At 40.9% G+C, this 20,006-nt stretch carries 15 protein-coding genes, 1 tRNA gene and 3 pseudogenes; 14 read left to right on the forward strand and 5 right to left on the reverse strand.

The window, feature by feature from the left end; all coding sequences use genetic code 11:
- Nucleotides 1–16: 16 nt before the first annotated feature.
- Together DXC10_RS11830 and DXC10_RS11835 are read right to left on the reverse strand one after the other, a co-directional pair.
- Nucleotides 17–3,136 (reverse strand): annotated as a pseudogene (locus DXC10_RS11830) (ATP-binding protein).
- Nucleotides 3,137–3,289: 153 nt separating this feature from the next.
- Nucleotides 3,290–3,994 (reverse strand): NigD-like protein, encoded by a 705-nt coding sequence (locus tag DXC10_RS11835; protein WP_101543207.1) that lies wholly within the window; start codon nt 3,992–3,994, stop codon nt 3,290–3,292.
- 176 nt (nt 3,995–4,170) lie between these two features.
- Here DXC10_RS11835 and DXC10_RS11840 point away from each other — a divergent pair, with 176 nt between their 5' ends.
- Both DXC10_RS11840 and DXC10_RS11845 read left to right on the forward strand, forming a co-directional pair.
- Nucleotides 4,171–4,719, forward strand: a complete 549-nt coding sequence (locus DXC10_RS11840) for an RNA polymerase sigma factor (RefSeq protein WP_101543208.1) — start codon at nt 4,171–4,173, stop codon at nt 4,717–4,719.
- Nucleotides 4,720–6,039 carry an outer membrane beta-barrel protein gene (locus tag DXC10_RS11845; RefSeq protein WP_117737920.1) on the forward strand — a complete coding sequence of 440 codons (1,320 nt, stop codon included), beginning with the start codon at nt 4,720–4,722 and terminating at the stop codon, nt 6,037–6,039. It begins immediately after the preceding gene.
- Between the two features lie 70 nt (nt 6,040–6,109).
- Here DXC10_RS11845 and pflA read toward each other — a convergent pair whose 3' ends face one another.
- Nucleotides 6,110–6,835 carry a pyruvate formate-lyase-activating protein gene (gene pflA, locus DXC10_RS11850; RefSeq protein WP_117737921.1) on the reverse strand — a complete coding sequence of 242 codons (726 nt, stop codon included), beginning with the start codon at nt 6,833–6,835 and terminating at the stop codon, nt 6,110–6,112.
- Between the two features lie 129 nt (nt 6,836–6,964).
- Nucleotides 6,965–9,193: a formate C-acetyltransferase gene (pflB, locus tag DXC10_RS11855; protein ID WP_101543211.1), complete on the reverse strand. Its 2,229-nt coding sequence runs from the start codon at nt 9,191–9,193 to the stop codon at nt 6,965–6,967.
- A gap of 421 nt (nt 9,194–9,614) precedes the next feature.
- On the opposite strand from pflB, the gene DXC10_RS11860 reads away from it, so the two are divergent.
- The 12 genes and pseudogenes from DXC10_RS11860 to rhuM all read left to right on the forward strand — a co-directional run.
- Nucleotides 9,615–9,699: transfer RNA gene (locus DXC10_RS11860), tRNA-Ser, on the forward strand.
- A gap of 274 nt (nt 9,700–9,973) precedes the next feature.
- Nucleotides 9,974–10,729 (forward strand): annotated as a pseudogene (locus DXC10_RS11865) (phage integrase SAM-like domain and Arm DNA-binding domain-containing protein); the annotation flags it as partial.
- A 621-nt stretch (nt 10,730–11,350) separates the two neighbouring features.
- Complete coding sequence (locus tag DXC10_RS11870; RefSeq protein ID WP_101543212.1) at nt 11,351–11,710, forward strand: hypothetical protein; 360 nt, start codon at nt 11,351–11,353, stop codon at nt 11,708–11,710.
- Between the two features lie 3 nt (nt 11,711–11,713).
- Nucleotides 11,714–11,926, forward strand: a complete 213-nt coding sequence (locus DXC10_RS16245) for a hypothetical protein (protein ID WP_145998979.1) — start codon at nt 11,714–11,716, stop codon at nt 11,924–11,926.
- Complete coding sequence (locus DXC10_RS11875; RefSeq protein WP_101543213.1) at nt 11,910–12,455, forward strand: RNA polymerase sigma factor; 546 nt, start codon at nt 11,910–11,912, stop codon at nt 12,453–12,455. The genes DXC10_RS16245 and DXC10_RS11875 overlap by 17 nt, the downstream gene beginning before the upstream one ends.
- A gap of 4 nt (nt 12,456–12,459) precedes the next feature.
- A complete protein-coding gene (locus DXC10_RS11880; RefSeq protein ID WP_101543214.1) occupies nt 12,460–12,789 on the forward strand; it encodes a hypothetical protein in 330 nt (109 codons plus the stop codon).
- A 21-nt stretch (nt 12,790–12,810) separates the two neighbouring features.
- Nucleotides 12,811–13,254 carry a hypothetical protein gene (locus DXC10_RS11885; protein WP_101543215.1) on the forward strand — a complete coding sequence of 148 codons (444 nt, stop codon included), beginning with the start codon at nt 12,811–12,813 and terminating at the stop codon, nt 13,252–13,254.
- Nucleotides 13,255–13,263: 9 nt separating this feature from the next.
- Nucleotides 13,264–14,685 (forward strand): SUMF1/EgtB/PvdO family nonheme iron enzyme, encoded by a 1,422-nt coding sequence (locus DXC10_RS11890; RefSeq protein ID WP_233519935.1) that lies wholly within the window; start codon nt 13,264–13,266, stop codon nt 14,683–14,685.
- 22 nt (nt 14,686–14,707) lie between these two features.
- Nucleotides 14,708–16,072, forward strand: a complete 1,365-nt coding sequence (locus DXC10_RS11895; protein WP_101543217.1) for an SUMF1/EgtB/PvdO family nonheme iron enzyme — start codon at nt 14,708–14,710, stop codon at nt 16,070–16,072.
- 36 nt (nt 16,073–16,108) lie between these two features.
- Nucleotides 16,109–16,456 (forward strand): Spy/CpxP family protein refolding chaperone, encoded by a 348-nt coding sequence (locus DXC10_RS11900; RefSeq protein WP_101543218.1) that lies wholly within the window; start codon nt 16,109–16,111, stop codon nt 16,454–16,456.
- A 106-nt stretch (nt 16,457–16,562) separates the two neighbouring features.
- Nucleotides 16,563–17,558 (forward strand): esterase family protein, encoded by a 996-nt coding sequence (locus tag DXC10_RS11905; protein ID WP_158557852.1) that lies wholly within the window; start codon nt 16,563–16,565, stop codon nt 17,556–17,558.
- A 50-nt stretch (nt 17,559–17,608) separates the two neighbouring features.
- Nucleotides 17,609–17,829 (forward strand): annotated as a pseudogene (rhuM, locus tag DXC10_RS11910) (RhuM family protein); the annotation flags it as partial.
- Between the two features lie 306 nt (nt 17,830–18,135).
- Here the strand turns inward: rhuM and DXC10_RS11915 are convergent.
- Nucleotides 18,136–19,779 (reverse strand): B12-binding domain-containing radical SAM protein, encoded by a 1,644-nt coding sequence (locus DXC10_RS11915; protein WP_101543220.1) that lies wholly within the window; start codon nt 19,777–19,779, stop codon nt 18,136–18,138.
- Nucleotides 19,780–20,006: the final 227 nt, after the last annotated feature.

Here is a 20,006-nt window from a genome sequence, read left to right on the forward strand (position 1 = left end):
ATATGAAATACAAATGTTACATAAAGATGATGTGCCGTTTCAACATATTTGTTACTTGATTTTTCAGTTGGTTGGCATTGATAGGTTTTGCCATGTAGGCGTCAAAACCATTTTCCATAACCTTTTGCTCGTCTGAAGCATATGCAAAAGCTGTGACGGCGATGATAGGTATTTGAGTGGAGTACTTACGTATCTCTTTGGTTGCTTCATATCCATCCATCACCGGCATGTTGATATCCATTAAGATGAGTTGTGGATCATATTCTCTGAATAGTTCTACCGCTTCTTGTCCATTCCAAGCATGTACCAGATCATAATCTTTCTTTAGAATCGATTCTATCAGGCGATAATTACTATTATGGTCTTCGGCGACGAGAATAGTGATTTTTTGTTTCTTTATTTTTATCGGTTCGACTTTTAACTCTTCCTGTTGATAATCGGTGACCGGGACATAAGGGAGAGTAAACCAGAAGGTAGATCCTTCATCAGGTTTGGAATTCACCCCGATATCACCACCCATGTTTTGGACAAGGGTTTTACAGATGGAAAGTCCCAATCCGGTACCTTGGGCAAAGGTATTCAGTTTGACAAAGCGGTCGAAGATGTCTTCCTGCTTCCCTTCGGGTATTCCACACCCTGTATCGGAGACATAAAAGAAGAGAGTATTGTTATCCCGTTTTTCGTAACCGAAACGGATACTACCTTTTTCGGTAAACTTGATAGCGTTGGTTACTAAGTTGATGATGAGTTGTGACAAGCGATTTCGCTCGGCATGAATATGTAATTCCGGTATTTTGGTTTCAAAGGAGAGGGTTACTTCTTTTTCGGCAGATAGTTTCAGGCGGAGTGAACTTTCCAATTCTATCATTACTTTGTTCAATTCAAAATCAGAATAAACAAACTCCATAGTACCTGCCTCTATTTTAGAGAGATCAAGAATGTCACTGATGAGTTGCAATAACAGAGTATTGTTGTTTTCAATGATACTGATATATTCTTGTTTTTCTTCTTCAGCTTCTGTGGATGCCAAGATACCGGAAAAACCCACGATAGCATTAAGTGGTGTACGGATTTCGTGGCTCATATTGGCAAGGAAAGCGGATTTGAGCCGATTGGACTCTTCTGCACGGGTTTTAGCTGAAATCAAGTCCGTCTCCATTTTCTTCCGTTCGTTGATGATTAAGGAAGATCCTACTAAAGTCAAAGGGTTACCTTTTTCATCATAGCTTTCTATGGCAGCCTGAGCTTCTACCCAGTCAACATGTTTGATGCCGTTGAGGCGGTTAATCACACGATATTCTTCTTTCACTTTAGAGATACGCCCGGCTATCAAGTCGGCATAGGCTTTTTTTACTTTAGGAAGATCTTCTTTGTATATTTTGGAGAAATATTGGCTGTCATCCACTGAAAGTTGTTCTTCATTAATTTCTACATTGGCATTACTCAGTTCAATCGGTTTGTTTACATCGCAAAGAATAGTGTGGTTCTGTATATTCCACTTCCAAGGAACGATATTGGCTACTTCGAGGGCCATTGAGAGTTTATGGTTGATAGAACGAAGTTGCTTTTGAGTATTGTGGAGTTCTGTACTATCCAGACAAAATACATCCATAAAACGCCCGTTTCCGTTGGCATTGACTACTATATCGTAGAAGATGTCAATATCTTTGTAATAATAGGAGAATGTGATGGAACGTTTTTCCTGCAGGGCTATATTCATAAAATGCAAGAATTGCGGCATGGAATCGGGGAACATCTCACTTCCCCGTCTGCCGATGATATCTTTACGTTTGAAGAATTTTTCTTCAAAATGTTTGTTTACATCAGTACATTTGGTATCAATAATTTTACCTTCTTCATTTTTTATCAGTTCTTCGGATATATAAAGAATGGGCATATTATTGATAAGGCCATAATATTTTGTGGTAGTTTGCAATTCTTTTTGCTGGATACGCTTCATCCTTTCAAGTACGCGGAGACGATGATATTGGAAAATAAGCAGCAAAAGTATGATGATGCATGTGGCTCCTATTATTATATACTCATATTTTTCCCAAAAAGTAGGAGGGGCATTGTAGAAAACCGTATTTGGGGGGCAGCGTTTGGGGTCTAGATTACGTTGAAGCAGTGATTGGTAATTGAATGTCGGGGCTGCATCAGTGGCATGATAGAAAGGTATTTCACGGGCTTATTTCCCATGTAATATCTCATTGATGGAATTGAGAAGATGATTGATGTAATTTTCTTCATTGTAAATGTATCCACCTACTATTCCTCCTTCTTCGTCAATTCCTATTGTTTTGGAAGAAAATAAGGGTACGGGAGAAGTGGCTATGATACGGTGGGAGTTGGTGGTCATTATTGCATTTCCGTCAAAGTCTTTTTTACGGAGCCAGGATGAAAACAAGACACCGGTAGTTTGGGTGTCTACTTTGTTCAGGATACAGAAAAGGCTGTCTGTACTGGTTTCCTTGGCTGAAATAAAATTATATTCCAGTGTAGGATATTTCTCACGGATTATTTTTGACAGGTCATAATCATTTTGCTGGCAGATATAGGTCTCGTCTCCAATATATAGAATTTTATTCATTTGGGGAATAAGCTGTTTCATGAGCTTTATATTTTCTTCCAGAAAAATATTGGCGTGTATCATGGTCATATTTAGTTCTCCCTGCATATTGATAAGGGGGATACGTTGTTCTTCGCTGAGAGCGTGTCCCATACCGATAATGTCTCTGGAACCTGTATAATCGCGTTCACCGCATAAAACCATCGGGATATCAGGCCACACCCTGTTCAGGTCATCGCATAAAATGAAACTTGCGCTTCCTATAAATACGATAAGACTCGGAACATGGGTGGAAAGTTCGTTACATATGTTTTCTTCGAAGGATTGTAGTTTGCTCGTATCTTGCGTAAGCATTTTTAAATGCGCTGTGTATATTCCAATCTTGTTATTGCGAGCCACCATGTTGACTATCGGGGTGATGAGATGAGTACTCCATGGATTGGAATCATTATAGGTATTGATGATGAGTATATAATCAATACTATTGTCTGTGTCTTTCCCCTGTGAAAAGGATGTATTTAGTAATAGGCAGAATATAAGAAACGCTACTTTATAGATAACCTTCATGTCGTTCTTTGGTAATTTTGGTGTTTTGAAACAAAGGTATATATAAATAGTCGAACAGGCAAAAGGTTATGGATGTTTATATATCCAAAGCAGGACGATATGTTTTATCGTCCTGCTTTGGGGGAATGTTAGGGAGGAGTGCTTCCCGCCAGTTTACATTTCTTTGTCCTTCAAATTTACTGTGATGTAGCGCTCGCCATCATATAAGCTTCTGACACGGATATTTAGTCCTTTTTTGCCTTCCAGTTGGTTGGCTATCTTGTCTAACTTGAAAGAAACAAGTCCGGTACCCAATAAACGTTGTTCGTCTTTATATGCATTATGGCGGAATTCAAGGGTAATGTAACCCTCTTTATCATTTTTACCATCAGAGGCTTCATTTATGACCAAATTCAGCATGTGCTTTTTCTCCGGATTGTCATTATGAAATAGTTGATACTGAATATTCAGATAGTCTCCCGTAATCCACAAGTTTGTTGCATTGATACGGTCATCACCGATGCTATCGGCTTTTTCTTCCGGCATGGAGTAGATATCTTTAGTCAGTATATTTTCGATGTGGTTTATTTGGGCGTTATAGTCATAACCGTCCATTTTTTCATCTAACAGGTTGAAGTAAATAAATGCACGTTGACCTTCTGTCAATGCGTAATTGTTAATGTACGCAGTATCGCTCGGATACATCTTGCTTCCATCATCCAGGGAGAAATAATAATCCTTCCCTTCAATAATTCTTATTGTACCGATGGTGAGTGATGAACGCTCTCTGTCATCCCAATCATCCAGACATGATTGCAACAAGGGCATTGTAATGACTAAAAGTAGAAATGCGTTAAGAGTTATTTTGAATTTCTTCATAAGTAGAGGTTTTGTTAATTAATTCAGTCTTAATTCTTGTATGAAGAAAATGCAGTCAAAATGTAAATACTGCACAATAGATTGTTAAAGAAACCAAAGTGTGAAATTCTTATCTCTTTGATGCAGTATTTTTGTTCCCGTTGCATTTATAGGATAAACACGTGTTAAAAGGAAGAATGGAAGAACAGGAACTGGCAGAACGGTGTAGGCAAGGAGATAATCTTGCCCGCAAAGAACTGTATGAGCATTATGCAGGGCGTATGTTCGGTGTCTGCCTTCGTTATGCGGGTGATCGTGAAACGGCGCAGGATCTGATGCATGACGGTTTTTTGAAACTTTACGATTCCTTTGATAAATTCACTTGGAGGGGAGAAGGGTCTTTGCGGGCATGGATGGAGCGTGTGATGGTGAATACGGTTTTGCAGTATTTGCGGAAGAATGATGTAATGAATCAGTCGGCTGCGTTGGAAGATGTCCCCGAGGTGTATGAAGAACCTGATGCGTCGTCAATGGACAGTATCCCTCAAAAAGTATTGATGCAGTTTATCAGTGGACTTCCTGCCGGTTACCGTACCGTATTCAACCTATATATTTTTGAAGAGAAATCTCATAAGGAGATAGCCCGATTGTTGGGAATTAATGAGAAATCGTCTGCTTCACAGTTGACACGTGCTAAGGCTGCTTTGGCGGTAAAGGTGAGAGAGTGGATGAAAAAGAATGGATAAATGAAAGAGCGTATGGAAGATGAATTGTGGATGCGAAAGATAAAAGAACGGTTAGAAGACTATTCTGAACCATTACCTGTTTCCGGATGGGAGCGGCTGGAGAAGGAATTGACTGTATCTAAACCTCCTTTGGCAGAGAAAAGGCGTATCATTCCTTTCCGTCGGTGGGCAGTAGCTGCTGCGGCTGTATTATTGGTGGCTGTATCTTCTATCAGTTTATGGTTACTGCAAAGTCCGGTGGGGGATGAGGTGCGCAACGCGGCAGTTCCTTCATTGGCTATGCTTCCTGATAAATTGCCGGAAAATCGGTTGCCGGATGTACAGGCAAATTCATCGGAACCAGCTTTTCACAGCAGTGAAAATAAATCATCGGCAGGTATGGGGCGTCATTCTTTGATGGCACAGCAAGTAAGTGTGGCGGATAAGACGGAGGAAGAAATGGATTTACAGGTCCCGGCAGTAGAAAATATGGTGAAGGCAGATAAAGAAGAGGTAGTAGAAGAGTCTGTTGGCCGGAAAGAAGAGACGGCTATGTCGCAAAGGGAGAAGGGAAGAAAAGAAAAAGTAATGCACCGTAGTCCGTATGGAAAAGATAAGTTATTCTTACCGGTTGAAAAGAAGGGTACTAAATCGCGTGGATGGTCTGTGGGTTTGTCAGTAGGTAATACAGGTGGATTGGCCTTGGGAGACAATGCAATGGGAGAGAATATGCTACAGAATAGTCCCGGTAGTGGTTTTGGTGGAAAAATAGACTTGTCTTCAACGGCTAACGGAGTTTTGGCTATTCCTGAGGGAGAGGAATTGATTTTTAAGGATGGGCTACCATATCTACAGAAACGTGCCACTCGGATAGCCTCTATTGATCATAAGCAACCATTGAGTTTCGGCTTTTCCGTAAGAAAAGGATTGGTGAAAGGTTTTTCTGTGGAAACAGGTTTGACATACACTTATCTTGCTTCGGATATCAAGTATGAGGATAGTTCGGAAAAGGTGAATCAGAAGTTACATTATATCGGTATACCTTTACGGGCAAATTGGAATTTTATAGATAAAAAGTCTTTCACGATGTATGTTGCTGCCGGTGGTGCCATGGAAAAGTGCGTATATGGAAAAATTGGCAGTAAGGATGAAACAGTGAAACCTCTACAATTTTCAGTGATGGGAGCTGTCGGTGCGCAATATAACATAAGTAATAGAGTGGGTTTGTATGTAGAACCGGGAGTGGCTTACTTTTTTGATGACGGTTCGCAAGTACAGACGATACGAAAAGACAATCCGTGTAACTTTACGTTGCAGGGAGGAATAAGATTGACGTATTGATTCTTTTTGTTATTCTTGTAGGGGGAAAATGATTTTAACAACGTACAGATTGTAATAAATAATTCCCCCTTTAGTTAACAATAACCTTTTCAAAGTATTCTTTGAATAGTTTCTCTGCTTTTTCCAATTGTCCAGGAGTGTTTTCCTTAACTTCTTTTAGTTGGTATTTCCAACCCATTACTTCATATTTGTGTACTCCTAAACGATGATAAGGAAGTATTTCTATCCGTTGTATGTTTTGATACTTTCCAAACTGTTCGCCCAACGCACGGATGTCTTCCTCAAAATCGCTGTATCCCGGTACTAAGACATAACGTATCCAGAAAGGGCGATTGTGTATTTCCAGCCAAGTAGCTGTACGTAACGTTTGCTCGTTACTGCGACCGGTCAATACATGATGACGTTCGGGGTTGAATTCTTTGATGTCAAGTAATACTAGATCTGTCAATTTAAGCAATTCTTCAATTTTTTCGTTCCAGACCCCCCCATTGGTGTCCAGGCAAATATGTATACCATTGGATTGTAAATCTTTGAATAGAGGTATCAGCGCCTCTGCCTGCAAAGTCGGCTCACCACCGGAAAATGTGATCCCTCCCTTCTTTCCGAAAAATGCCTTTTGGCTGATTGCCATTTGTAGTATTTCATCGGCAGGTGTCGGGGTGCCGCCTTTTACATCTATCGTATCCGGATTGGCACAATATAGACAGCGGAAGGGACAACCTTGCAGGAAAACAACAAGTCGCAATCCGGGACCGTCGAAAGTACCCATCGATTCGTATGAATGAACTTTAATCATAATCGTATCATATAAATATGAATGTATTAAAAGAGGACACGGATTACACGGTCTTACTCCGGATGTGTTTATTCAATCCGAGAAATCCGCATGATCCGTGTCCGATGAATTATACTCTCAACTTAATTGTTACATGCTTTCGTGGAAGCTGCGGCTGATAACCTCCAGCTGATGTTCGCGACTCAGTTTCACAAAGTTTACAGCATAACCAGAAACACGGATTGTGAGTTGCGGATACTTTTCAGGATGTTCCATTGCATCTTCCAGCATTTCACGGTTCAACACATTTACATTCAAGTGGTGTGCACCCTTTGTGAAATAACCGTCCATCATCGTTACCAAGTTTTCAACACGATCTTCTGCCGTAGGACCGAGTGATTTCGGGACGATAGAGAACGTGTTGCTGATACCGTCTTGTGAATCACGGTAACGCAGTTTGGCTACTGAACTCAATGAAGCGATAGCACCGTTCTTGTCACGTCCGTGCATCGGATTGGCACCCGGTGCAAAAGCCACGCCTTTGGCACGACCGTCGGGAGTAGCACCGGTTTTCTTGCCGTACATTACATTGGAAGTGATAGTCAGCAATGACAGGGTAGGACGGGCGTTCTTGTATACCGGCAACTTTTTCAGTTCTTCGCTGAAATAGTAAACCAAGTCTACACCGAGATGGTCTACGCGGTCATCATTATTACCGAAACAAGGGAACGAACCTTCGATGTCGAAACCTTCTGTCAAACCGATCTCGTTGCGGCGGGCTGTAACTTTGGCATTCTTGATAGCAGACAGTGAATCGATAGCAATAGAAAGTCCAGCCACACCGTATGCCAGATTGATACGTGGATCAGTATCTATAAATGCCATCTGAGCCTTTTCATAGTAATACTTATCGTGCATATAGTGGATAATATTCATTGCTTCGTTATAGACACGGGCAATTTCTGTCAGCACCTTCTTGTAATTGGCCATTACTTCCTCGAACTTCAATGTATCGCTGGTCAAAACAGGAATACCCTTCACCATTACAGTTCCTGTGTTTTCGCAACGTCCGCCATTGATAGCCAGCAATAGTGCTTTGGCAAGGTTGGCACGTGCACCGAAGAACTGTATTTGTTTGCCGATAGCTTGGTAGGATACGCAACAAGCAATGCCATAGTCATCACAGTTACGTACTTCACGCATCAGGTTGTCGTTTTCGTATTGGATGGAGCTGGTATCTACTGAAACCTTTGCGCAGAAATCTTTGAACCCTTCCGGTAATTCAGGACTCCATAGTACAGTCATGTTAGGCTCGGGCGAAGGACCGAGGTTATATAATGTCTGCAAGAAACGGAAAGAAGTTTTCGTAACTTTCACACGTCCGTCATTGAAACGTCCACCGATAGCTTCAGTTACCCAAGTCGGATCCCCAGCGAAAATATCGTTATACGATTGCATACGTAGATGGCGTACCATACGCAGTTTGATGACGAACTGGTCGATCAATTCCTGAGCGAAAGTTTCATCAATGTTGCCATGAGCTAAGTCGTATTCGATAAAGATGTCGAGGAAGGAAGAAACGTTACCCAAAGACATTGCGGCACCATCTTGTTCCTTTACGGCTGCAAGATATGCCATATATACCCATTGAACGGCTTCTTGGGCAGATGTAGCAGGACGGCTGAGGTCCAGACCGTAATATTCGCCCATTATTTTGATATCCTTCAAAGCTTTGATTTGTTCTGATACTTCTTCGCGCAAGCGGATACGGGCTTCAGTCATCGGACCGGTCAAGTTATGTAAATCTTCCTGTTTTGCTTCGATAAGGCGGTCGATGCCATAAAGAGCCAAACGGCGATAGTCACCAATAATGCGTCCACGAGCATAATTATCGGGAAGTCCTGTAAGGAAGCCTAATGAACGGAAAGAGCGAATTTCTTCAGTATATGCATCAAATACGCCGTCATTGTGCGTCTTGCGATAATGAGTAAAGATTTCTTTTACTTTATCATCTACTTCTACTCCGTTTTCACGGCAAGCCTTCATCACCACATTGATACCACCGAAGGGTTTGATAGCACGTTTTAGCAGTTCATCAGTCTGTAAACCGACGATGAGTTCGTTTTCTTTATCTATATAACCTGCTTTGTGTGATGTGATAGTCGATACAGTAGTATAGTCCAATGAACGGACACCGTTGTTTGCAGTTTCTTCTGCCAAAGCTTTTACACAGAGATCCCAAATACATTTGGTACGCTCAGTAGGCCCTTGTAAAAAGGAAGCGTCGCCAGTGTAGGGTGCGATGTTTTTACTGACGAAATCACTGACGTTGATTTCTTTACTCCAAAGCCCGTCGATAAAGGTTTTGTTCAATTCCATAATATTCTTTTTTTGATGGTGGTTAGATAATGTTATCCTTAGAAGGTGCAAAATTACGGAAAAATTTCCGTAATTACATAGTGATAATACTCATTTTTATGTTGAACAGCATAAAATAACTAATATTAGGTAACAAATACTGTGAAAGATAACTTTTCTGGAGGTTATCAATTAATATAGTATTACTAACAATTAATAGTTTTCTCACTAATATTTATTCGTTTGAAGTGTTTTTTTCTTCCTCCAATATCTGACAGCTGAAAATGTAAATTATAGTAATAAAAGGAATAATATCTTCTTGTCTATAATTTACTTATCGAGGTGCTTCAGGAATATTTTATTCCAAATTATTTGTGAATTAAAAAAGAAATACTACCTTTGCACCGCTTTCAACGGAAAGCCTTCTTGAGAAGGAAGTTTTGGAGAGGTGGCAGAGTGGTCGATTGCGGCGGTCTTGAAAACCGTTGTGCTGCGAGGCACCCGGGGTTCGAATCCCTGTCTCTCCGCAGAACCTACTGGACAAAACAAGACAGTAAGTGGACAAAAACCTACAAATCAGCGATTTGTAGGTTTTTTTATTGCCTATAAGTCTTGTTTCCAAGACAACAAAAGGACTTGAAAAGACATAGTTTCGTTACTAAATCGTTACCTATTCCCTACCGGACAAAAACGGTAACGATTTGTCCGAAAATGACCGCAGAAAGTCCGAACTTGTCCACCGTCTAAATATCTCACATTTAAAGCGTTATCATTGGTTTTGCAACTTAAAAATGTGAGGTTATGAAGAGTACATTTAAAGTCCTTTTCTATTTAAAGAAAGGCTCTGAAAAAAAGAACGGTGAAGTTATGATTATGGCAAGAATTACCATTGACGGTAAACTTTGCCAGTTCAGCACAAAACAAAGCATTTTGCCTGATAGCTGGAATATCGCAGCAGGAAAAGCCAAAGGTAAGGATACAGGTAAAATCAATGCTTTATTAGATGATATAAAAGCATCCTTAAGCAATATCTACCACGAACAACAACGGCGTGACAATTATGTAACAGCCGAAAAGGTGAAGAATGAATTTTTGGGACACAGTGAGAAATACGAAACCGTCCTTACCCTTTTCAAAAAGAACAATGACGATGTTAAGCAGTTAGTCGGTATATCCAAGACGATTGCTACCTATCGTAAATATGAAGTGACCCGCCGCCATCTTGCCGAGTTCATCCAAAGCAAATATAACGTATCGGATTTTGCGATAAATGAAATAACACCGATGTTCATTACAGACTTCGAGTTATATTTGCGTACTACCTGTAAATGTGGTTATAACACGACCGCTAAGTTCATGCAGTTTTTCAAACGTATTATCCTGATTGCCCGTAATAATGGCATCTTGATAGGCGACCCATTCGCCAGTTATAAAATACGTTTGGAAAAAGTGGATAGGGGTTACTTGTCAGAGGATGAAATAAAAATCATCCTTAAAAAGAAGATGGTTTCTGAACGGTTGGAAAACGTCAGGAACTTGTTTATTTTTTCCTGCTTCATGTTGCAAGACATTTGACTTCTTCTTTCTGATTGATATACAAAGAATTAGAGAATACCTATTCTTGAATAGGTAACGATTTAGAAACGAGCAAACTGCACATATTCGCCATGTTTTGCATTAAGTCTAAAGAACGCTTTATCACTCTGCAAAGAGTGAGTTTTTTGTTTGTCTGCTATTTTTTCTTGCCGTAATTTTAATAGTTAGTTCCTATAAACTTTATAGTTGTCGAATTTTATTTTTACTAATTATCATAATAAATGACAGATTCTAGTCTGAGTTATTCTCTGGCTGAAACATTGAGCAAACAGAACCTGTTCAGCAACTTCACATAGGGCAAATGAACTACAATATGCTGTGAAAAATGTTTTACTATGACATGATTGAAAGTCATGAGTAATTTCTGAATTAAGAAATAACTTAAGTCAATCCGATAAAAATCTCATTTTACAAGAAGTAATATCATTTGTTTTTATCAAAACTATGATTTTTTTCAAAGAAAAACACTGACTCAATTTTACTTTTATTTCTTTGCAAGGTCTTTTATATAGAACGCCCATTCGAATGAGTTCATAAAAAGGTTCGTGGAACATGAATGTATAACGAAATAATACAATAACTATGTGTACAACGAGAAAATGGAAAACAGGAATACTGTTAATCGCGATGATATTGGTTTGCGGAGCTGCAAATGCACAACATTGGCATCGGCATTATCGTCCCAACCGGGTTGTCACTGTTGTAGTTCAACCTGACGTGATATCCCATGTAAGTAACCGTTTCAACCCAAAGGAGCGATTGGCGATGGCTATAGCTTATCTGGAAACGCATGAACACCTTACTATCAGGCAATATGCAAAAATGACACACCTTAGCATGGCATCGGCGGAAGCTGAACTTGACGCTTTTGTCATGGATAAGAAAAAGCCCATACGGCTTGTAATCAGAGGAAAAAAGAAAGTGTACATCAAAAGGCAATAGGATATGAAGAAGAATTGGAAACTACTGATATTGGGAATGACCGCTATGTGTTTGCTACAATCTTGTGTAACCGTGCGCAAGGCCCGCCCTCACCATCATCACCATCACAGACATTGTATGCTTCTTTACCAACAGCCTACAGGTACGGATTCGTTGAATGTACCTGATACTTATATAGCAATAGAAAACCCGATAAATTATGAACGTAAAGGATGACAAGGAACTTGTGTGGCTGACAGCTAAAGATCCGGAGAAAGGCTTCCGTTATCTGATGGCGAAATACAAGGAAGCAGTTTACTGGCATATCCGAAGACTGGTCGTAGCTCATGAAGACGCACAGGATGCAACGCAGGAAACGTTCGTCAGGGTGTTCCGGTCTTTATCCGATTTCAAAGGTGAATGTACTTTTCGCTCTTGGGTATATCGGATTGCTACTAACGAAGCCTTACGTCTGCTTGGGAAATATAAGAAAGAAGAACTGGTGTCATTGGATGACTCTTTCAGCGAACTAAGCAGCCTGATGGCTGATGAATATGTCGATTACAGTGATTTGGAAACCGTCAAGCTGCAAAAAGCCATTTTGTCCTTGCCTACCAAGCAACAGCTGGCTTTTAACCTGCGATACTATAATGAATTGGGATATGACGAGATTGCCGGAATCATCGGTTCAACAGTAGATGGAGCAAAATCCAACTACCATATCGCCAAAGATAAGATTGTCAAATATATGAATGTTAACAATTAGATGTATGAAAAGAGATTTTGATTTCGACCGCATAGGTAAACGTCTTCCCTATACCGCGCCCGATGGCTTTCTGGATGATATGGAAAACAACGTATGGGAAACTGTAAGACAGGAGATGTTACCTTCCAAACCCAAACATCATTTTCGTCTTTGGTATTCTTTGACAGGAGGACTTGTGGCAGCAAGTATTGCACTATTGGTTGTCTTCAATTTATTGCCTGATAATTCAAGAAGTGATTTTGAAGATGTTGAAAAGGCTTTTTCCAATCTGAGCAGTAGTGATCAGGATTACCTGTTTGCAACTTATCAGGATGACTTATTTATGAAATTTTGAACGAGTAAAAAATAAAAAGACATGAAGAATATCATTAAAGTTCTTGCACTTGCAATCGCAATGGTAACTATCAGCACAAGTGCTTATGCCCAAAAGAATGAACGGCAGCGCATGACCAGAGAAGAGTTGGCCGAAACCCAAGCCCGGTTTATAGCCAAAGAGATGGCTATGGATGACGCGACAGCCACGCAGTTTGTGGAGACTTTCTGCCAGTTCCAGAAAGATATTTGGGCACTTGGCTCCCGTCCTAAAAGAGATACCTCTCATCTTTCGGATAAAGAGGCTGAACAGGCAATGAATGAGAGGTTTGCTCATAGCCAAAAGATACTTGACTTGAGGAAAAAGTATTATTTGAAATACTGCAAATTTTTAACACCCAGCCAAATAGAGAGAGTATATGAACTGGAAAGAGGAATGATGAACAGGCTGTTCAACCGTTCCAAAGACAAAGGAAACCATAAATAGGACAAGATTATGAAAATAAAAGTATTTGGCATATTTTGCCTGTCGTTTCTGATGGCGTCAGCCTTGTCTTCATGTGACAGTGAAGAGATTATAGACCAACAGGAAGAGGTGTCCGGCAATGAAAATCCAACCATGACCGTTCTTGCCGAACAAGTGGCAGGAAGTGACGGGTATGATGAAAATGGGGTTACTGCGTTGAATTTCCCAAGTTCACAGAATTTGCACAGCATATCCAGTGGCTTGAAACTGAATTCTCAGTTGTCCGGAATCACAAAAATAGAGTTGGAAAGTGTAGATGGTTATGCCTTGGCCGGAACTGTCGGTATCCAATGGGGAGAAACAGCGGAAACACTTGTCGGTGAAGTGGAAAATGCCAACTCCATTTTGGTGTTCAATGCCCCGGATGAAAACGGTCTGACTGCCGGAAAAGACTACTACATTTTTACCTTACCCTGCGACCTTTATGGAGGTTATCGCTTGTCAATCTATCGGGAAGGACTCGTGGCACATTATTTTGGTGTACACCAGACCGTAGAATCAGGTTCGTTCATAAGTCCCGTCGATTTGGAGGAGGATGAACTGGAATTTGACGATCCGGATGCACCGCTCGTGGAAGAAGAACGACCGGAACTGGATGCCACGACAACGGCACTTCTCCGTCAATATCAGCAAAATCCTACGGAAGAAAACAAGCAGGCGTTATTGGATCAGATGGGTATCCGTTACGACAAGGTAGTAGCTCGCAAGAAAGCCAAGCTCCGTGAACTGGAGAGGGAAGCCTTAACTTTGGATGTGGTGGAAGAAATGCAGGAGATTGTGGATGAGATGGTAGAGAACCGTGATATCCGTCTCGAACAGCAGTTACTGCGCCTTATAGACCCCCGGAATGATGACAACCCCAACGATGCGTGGATGGTACTGCGCGGTGCGTCTGCCCCCAATGCCTACATCGGTTATGCCCCTGTAACCAATGCGGAATATGCAGCCTTCAAACCAAATTTTACCTATGAAGCCGGACAGGACAACTATCCGGTAGTGAATATCACGATTGCGGATGCCACGGCTTATTGCGATTGGCTTACGGCACAGGATAATTCGCATAGCTACCGTCTGCCTACCGACGAGGAATGGATTCTCGGTGCAGGGCATATGCCGAAGGACGTTGTAATGAACGCCGACCGTGTGGAGACGGGACTGACACCTGTGGATGCTTACAGTCAGACAACAGGTGCTTGTGGAGGCATTGACTTTTGGGGCAACTGTTGGGAGTGGACTTCATCCACGGATACAAACGGGCAGTATATCATTAAAGGCGGCAGTTGGGATTCTGAACGTGACGATTGCCGTAGCGAGAAATCCGATGTCGTAAGAATTGGTACACAAGGATATGCCAATGTCGGTTTCAGAGTCGTAAGAACTGATTCTATTTAATTCTCCAAAATAATATACGAATATGAAAAATTTGTTTTTAGCAATGGCTGTTGCTATTGTGACGGCCACCGCTGTGTCCGCACAAGACAGCGACAAGGAAGATAAAATCGTGGTTTCAACCCTCCAGACGGATAAAGCGGATGGATACGAGGGAGATCCCTCCAACCGATGCGGTATCAAATTCAATTTCCGGCTTACAGGCGTGATAAAGGTAGAACTGGAAAGTGTGGATGGACTTCCATTGGCGGGTGTAGCAACCATTTGTAAGGATGTTCAAGGAAAAACAGCAATCGGTGATATGGCACATACAAGTACTATCATTACATATAGTGCGAGCAATAAGTCTGGATTTATACCCGGAAAAGACTACTACATTTCCACCTTGCCTTGCGACCTTTACGGAGGATACAGGCTCTCCATTTACCGGGACGGACTTGTGGCCCATTATTTCGGTGTGCATCAGAAAGTGGACTTGGGAGAATTTATCAGTCCCGATGATTGGGTGGAAAGTGAATTGGAGTTCGACAAGCCCGATGCCCCACTCGTGGAAGAGGGACGTCCCAAAATGGATTCCAAGACGCATAACCTGTTCGTCCAATACTGGAAGAATCCGACGGAAGCCAACAAACAGGCGTTACTCGACCAGATGTGTGTGCGCTACGACAAAATAGTGGCAAGAAAGAAAAATAAACTCCGTGAACTGGAACGTGAAGCCCGGACTTACAGCATAGTGGAACACATGCAAGGTATTGTGGACGAGATGGTGCAGAATAGAGATACCCGCATACAACAGCAATTCCTGCGCTTTATAGACCCTCGCAGGGACGAGAACCCGAAGGATGCGTGGATGGTACTGCGCGGTGCATCGGCTCCCAATGCCTATATCGGCTATGTACCGGTAACCAATGCCGAATATGCCGCATTTAATCCTCGATTTGCCTATGATGCAGGTAAAGAAAACTATCCGGTGGTAAATATCACCATTGCCGATGCCACGGCTTATTGCGATTGGCTTACGAAGCAGGATCGGAAGCACATCTACCGTTTGCCAAGCGAAGAAGAATGGATTCTCGGTGCCGGACATATGCCTAAAGATGTGGCTATGAACGCCAACCATATTGAATCAGGATTGACGGCAGTGGATGCTTACAAACAATCCACAGGAGCGTGTGGAGGCATTGACTTTTGGGGAAACTGCTGGGAATGGACTACCTCGACCGATGCCGATGGGCAGTATATCGTCAAAGGAGGAAGTTGGGACTCCAAACGTGACGATTGCCGTAGCGAGAAATCGGATGATGTAAGAGTCGGTACGCAAGGTTATGCCAACGTAGGTTTTCGAATTGTAAGGATAGATGTCTCCAAATCCATGAAATCAAAGTTATAATCAATTTAATAATCAACCCGTAAAAGAAAATTCAGTATGAAAAGAATATTTTTAGTTATGGCCATTGCCATTGTTACAGTCCTTCAAGTGTCTGCACAAGACAACAACCGTCAGATGACCGCACAGCAGCGGACAGAACAGCGTATCAAGCAGATGGATGAAAAATTGAAACTGACCGATGAACAGGAAACAAAAATCCGTGAATTGTATGCAGACTTCAACAAGCAAAAATATCCCCGTGAGAAACGTAGGGAAGTCATGGAGAAATTGACAGCAGACATTTCTCTTCTCTTGACTGCCGAACAGCAAACCATTTACAAACAAATGACGGAACAGGCGATTGCTGAAATGAAGAAAGACAGACGTAACAAGGTTAAAGAATAAAAGTTAGTCATTGTGTGTTTCAAGGTCTGGACTTCTTAGCATAGGGAGTCCGGACTAATGACACAATTCTCATTGAAACCGAAGTATAATGTATCAATTTAGAATAATGATTAAAGTCCTGTTGCTTTGCTTATGTATGGTTGCTTGCAATGATAATGACAAGGGGGATTCTATAATACCTTCGGAGCAAGAACCTGAAGTTGGAGTTTCATCTGATTATACAGAACTCTTGAACAAAACAACACCCGTCCCGTCTGAATATAATCAGGAATTTGCATTAAAAGGGAGTGTTGTGCAAATTGATTATGACACCCAAAATTACGTGAAAGGAAATGGGGAAATGCGCAAGAATACTGCCTACATCTATTTACCGTATGGTTACGAGGAAGTATCTGACCAATGTTATAATGTATTTTATTTTGTACACGGCCATGGCGAAACGGCAGCTTCCTTCTTTCAAAATGAAAATAGGTTGTTATGTAAATTGCTGGATCACATGATAGGCAATGGTGATATGGCTCCGACTATCGTTGTCTCAACAAGCTATGTTTATGGTAATCCTGTTGATTACTATCCTGATGCAGATCCCTATTGCGAGGCTCTACCACAAGAACTGGTAAACGATTTGATTCCGATTGTAGAGAGTCGTTATCACACATATACTGAAAGCACCGATATTGTCGGAATAAAAGCGTCAAGAGAACATCGGGCTATCGGGGGCTTTTCAATGGGGGCTGTAACAACTTGGTATGCATTGGAACACACGCCGGATTGTTTCAAATACTTTATGCCGATAAGTTCTGATAGCTGGTCATTAGGACGTTTTGCAGGAATGGATTATCCGACTGAGACAGCAGAATATTTTGCCAACATTGTTCGTTCCGCCACTTCATCGAAGAATGATTTTTATATATGGGCTTGCAGCGGAACGGATGATGTCGCATACGATAGAATTTGGGCACAAGTTCAGGGTATGGCACAACTCTCGGACGTGTTTTCTGTCAACAATCTGACTTTCCATGAACAAGAAGGGGCTCGGCATGAGTTTCGTTCTTTAGCGGAGTATTTATATAATGCACTACCATTCTTGTTCCCCAATTGATAATATTTGAGGTTATGCTGTCAATGGCAGGCAATATGAAAATAATAATAGCTTTGTCTACAAATCCTATGACGATGAAAGACTGGATAGAGGCTTTAGATAATCAGATTATTGCTCATAAATGGAAAGTTTTGATTGGCAAGGGAAACATTTCGCACAAACAAGCGATTGAAAAAGCAAAAAAGAGTTCGCTATCTATCGCAAACGTGAAATGGATTTATTGGAAAGTGATTTTGATAAGGAAATCAAGAAGTTGAAAGATAATAAATAACGTGTGTCGTATGGGGATGGACATAATTGTTTTTATCAAGGCAACATTGGACAATCTGAATTTTTGCTTACCTTTGTTATTGGCTAATCATTCCACTTCAATTTGAAGCAAGATGAAGAAGGTAGCACGTTACAAATCCATTACCTATACCAAGAAAATGGATTTTTAAATATTTGAAAGATAAGGATATATCTTTAGAAAAAAAATTGTAGCTAAATTGTTACCTATTCCTTACCGGACAAAAACGGTAACGATTTGTTTATAAATAACCTGATAATGACTTAATTAGTTATAGTCCCTAATACTTTATAAAGATAATTTTGAAGCTTTGAATGAAGGTTTTGCTTTCTGTATTTCTGATTCGAAACCGAACCAATAGCCATTTTCTGCTTCTTCATCAGTGGGTAGAAAACAGAGACGAAGACTGTTGTTGTATTCTCCATATATTACATTCCAATTTTCTGGGGGAACTTGATGTTTGGTTTTAACCTTTTCTGCCGGGAGCTTCTTCAGTGACATACCGGCTTCTATCCATGCGATAGTAGCGATCGTTTGGTAACTAGGATAGTTCTGTTTGCAATACTCATAAAGAATAAGACCACGTTTTTCGAGACTCATAGGCTGATCAATGAGATTTGTACGTATCAGATGGTTGAGAAAGTCATATAAGAAATTCTCATCGTGTAATATCAATTCGCGAGTCAGAGTTTGCCAGGCAGCTGTATTATAGAAGCCATCTAGTAAGCGGGAAAGTTGCCGGGCAGTTTGCAATTCGCTGACACTGATTTCTCGTGTTTGTAAAACTTCGTATGGGGGTAGGGGAGAATATTGTATGCCAAGTTCTTCTGCACGTTTTCTCATTTCTGTACCGGGAAGTAGTTTTAGTGATTCCAGTTGTATTTCGCCGGCATTATATCTGGCGAGAGTACGTACATCCTCAAAGATTTCATTGAGATGATACAATGGAAGGCCGGCTATAAGGTCAGCATGGGTTATCATATTGGGTAATGAGCAAAGATATTTCAGTCCCTCTAATGCATCAGATAGCTTACCTATACGACGGCTTTGTTGAAGTACCGGTTCGCGGAGGCTTTGAATACCGGCTTCAAGATGGAGAAGTCCTTTGGGCAGTTGTCTCAATTCTTCTTTTAGCTCGTGGGAGAGAAGTGCAGGATGTATCTCTAAATGAAAACAAATATCAGGGAAATCAAGAAATAACTGAAGTAACTTTTTTGCCCGATGTGAGTTGTAATTAAATGTACGGTCAAGTACCCGTACGTTTTTTATCCCATGTTGATGGATGATTTGGAGCCGTTTACGAATGTTTTCAATAGATAAAGTACGTACTGGTTTTTCTCCTCCGCTGACACAGAAAGCACAAGTGTTGAAACATCCTCGGGTAGTTTCGAGCTGCACAAAAGGTTTGCTCCAATTGAAAAAACGACTTGCTTCGGGGGGGGTAAGATTTGAAAAGTTCGACACACGGGCTATGCCATTATCTTTGTATTTTCTTTCTGAATCAAGATAACAAAGGCCGGGAATGTCGTTCCATAGTTGTGGCTCATTCCAATGGGACAACCATTTTGGGAATGATTCTTCTCCTTCTCCTCTGAATACACAATTAATAAATGGATTTTTATGTAGGAATTCTTCATTATCTCCAAGAAATTCAGGACCTCCTAAAACGAAACAAGATTCGGGTAACAGTACTTTCAGTCTTGAGGTAATATGTAATAGTTGTTCATGGTTAAAAAGCCAAGTTGTTGCGGCGAGGATGTCGGGCTTGTATTGATAGGCTTCTTCTACAATACTACCTATATTTTCATTGATTGTAGCTGATACGACGTTCCATTCAATGGAAGAATCGTCTACCAACTGCGCATGCAATGCGGGGAGAGCTAATGAGGAATGAGCATAGGAACTATTCAGGTCTATCCAGAGAATTTTCATATCCGATTGAGTTATATTTTTGCAAAGATAAAGTATTTTTCTTGATTTGTTTCCTTTCACTTTGATGCTAAAGAAATACTTACCGAGTGCAATGAAAAACAATATATTACACAATAAAAATATGTAACGTAAGGAAGATGTTACGCTACATATCTTCTTTTCTTTTTGGGGCTATGACCTCTATAACGTAAAAGCCTTGTACATAAAAAAAGAGGAAATTCATTTTG

Source organism: Bacteroides sp. OM08-11 (genome assembly GCF_003438665.1).
GTDB classification, from domain to species: Bacteria; Bacteroidota; Bacteroidia; order Bacteroidales; family Bacteroidaceae; genus Bacteroides; species Bacteroides cutis.

Excerpts from the sequence above, each read along its gene's own strand:
- DXC10_RS11835 (WP_101543207.1), bottom strand. The coding sequence starts at position 3,994 with ATGAAGAAATTCAAAATAACTCTTAACGCATTTCTACTTTTAGTCATT.
- DXC10_RS11840 (WP_101543208.1), top strand. The coding sequence starts at position 4,171 with ATGGAAGAACAGGAACTGGCAGAACGGTGTAGGCAAGGAGATAATCTT.
- DXC10_RS11845 (WP_117737920.1), top strand. The coding sequence starts at position 4,720 with ATGAAAGAGCGTATGGAAGATGAATTGTGGATGCGAAAGATAAAAGAA.
- pflA (WP_117737921.1), bottom strand. The coding sequence starts at position 6,835 with ATGATTAAAGTTCATTCATACGAATCGATGGGTACTTTCGACGGTCCC.
- pflB (WP_101543211.1), bottom strand. The coding sequence starts at position 9,193 with ATGGAATTGAACAAAACCTTTATCGACGGGCTTTGGAGTAAAGAAATC.
- DXC10_RS11870 (WP_101543212.1), top strand. The coding sequence starts at position 11,351 with ATGTGTACAACGAGAAAATGGAAAACAGGAATACTGTTAATCGCGATG.
- DXC10_RS16245 (WP_145998979.1), top strand. The coding sequence starts at position 11,714 with ATGAAGAAGAATTGGAAACTACTGATATTGGGAATGACCGCTATGTGT.
- DXC10_RS11875 (WP_101543213.1), top strand. The coding sequence starts at position 11,910 with ATGAACGTAAAGGATGACAAGGAACTTGTGTGGCTGACAGCTAAAGAT.
- DXC10_RS11880 (WP_101543214.1), top strand. The coding sequence starts at position 12,460 with ATGAAAAGAGATTTTGATTTCGACCGCATAGGTAAACGTCTTCCCTAT.
- DXC10_RS11885 (WP_101543215.1), top strand. The coding sequence starts at position 12,811 with ATGAAGAATATCATTAAAGTTCTTGCACTTGCAATCGCAATGGTAACT.
- DXC10_RS11890 (WP_233519935.1), top strand. The coding sequence starts at position 13,264 with ATGAAAATAAAAGTATTTGGCATATTTTGCCTGTCGTTTCTGATGGCG.
- DXC10_RS11895 (WP_101543217.1), top strand. The coding sequence starts at position 14,708 with ATGAAAAATTTGTTTTTAGCAATGGCTGTTGCTATTGTGACGGCCACC.
- DXC10_RS11900 (WP_101543218.1), top strand. The coding sequence starts at position 16,109 with ATGAAAAGAATATTTTTAGTTATGGCCATTGCCATTGTTACAGTCCTT.
- DXC10_RS11905 (WP_158557852.1), top strand. The coding sequence starts at position 16,563 with ATGATTAAAGTCCTGTTGCTTTGCTTATGTATGGTTGCTTGCAATGAT.
- DXC10_RS11915 (WP_101543220.1), bottom strand. The coding sequence starts at position 19,779 with ATGAAAATTCTCTGGATAGACCTGAATAGTTCCTATGCTCATTCCTCA.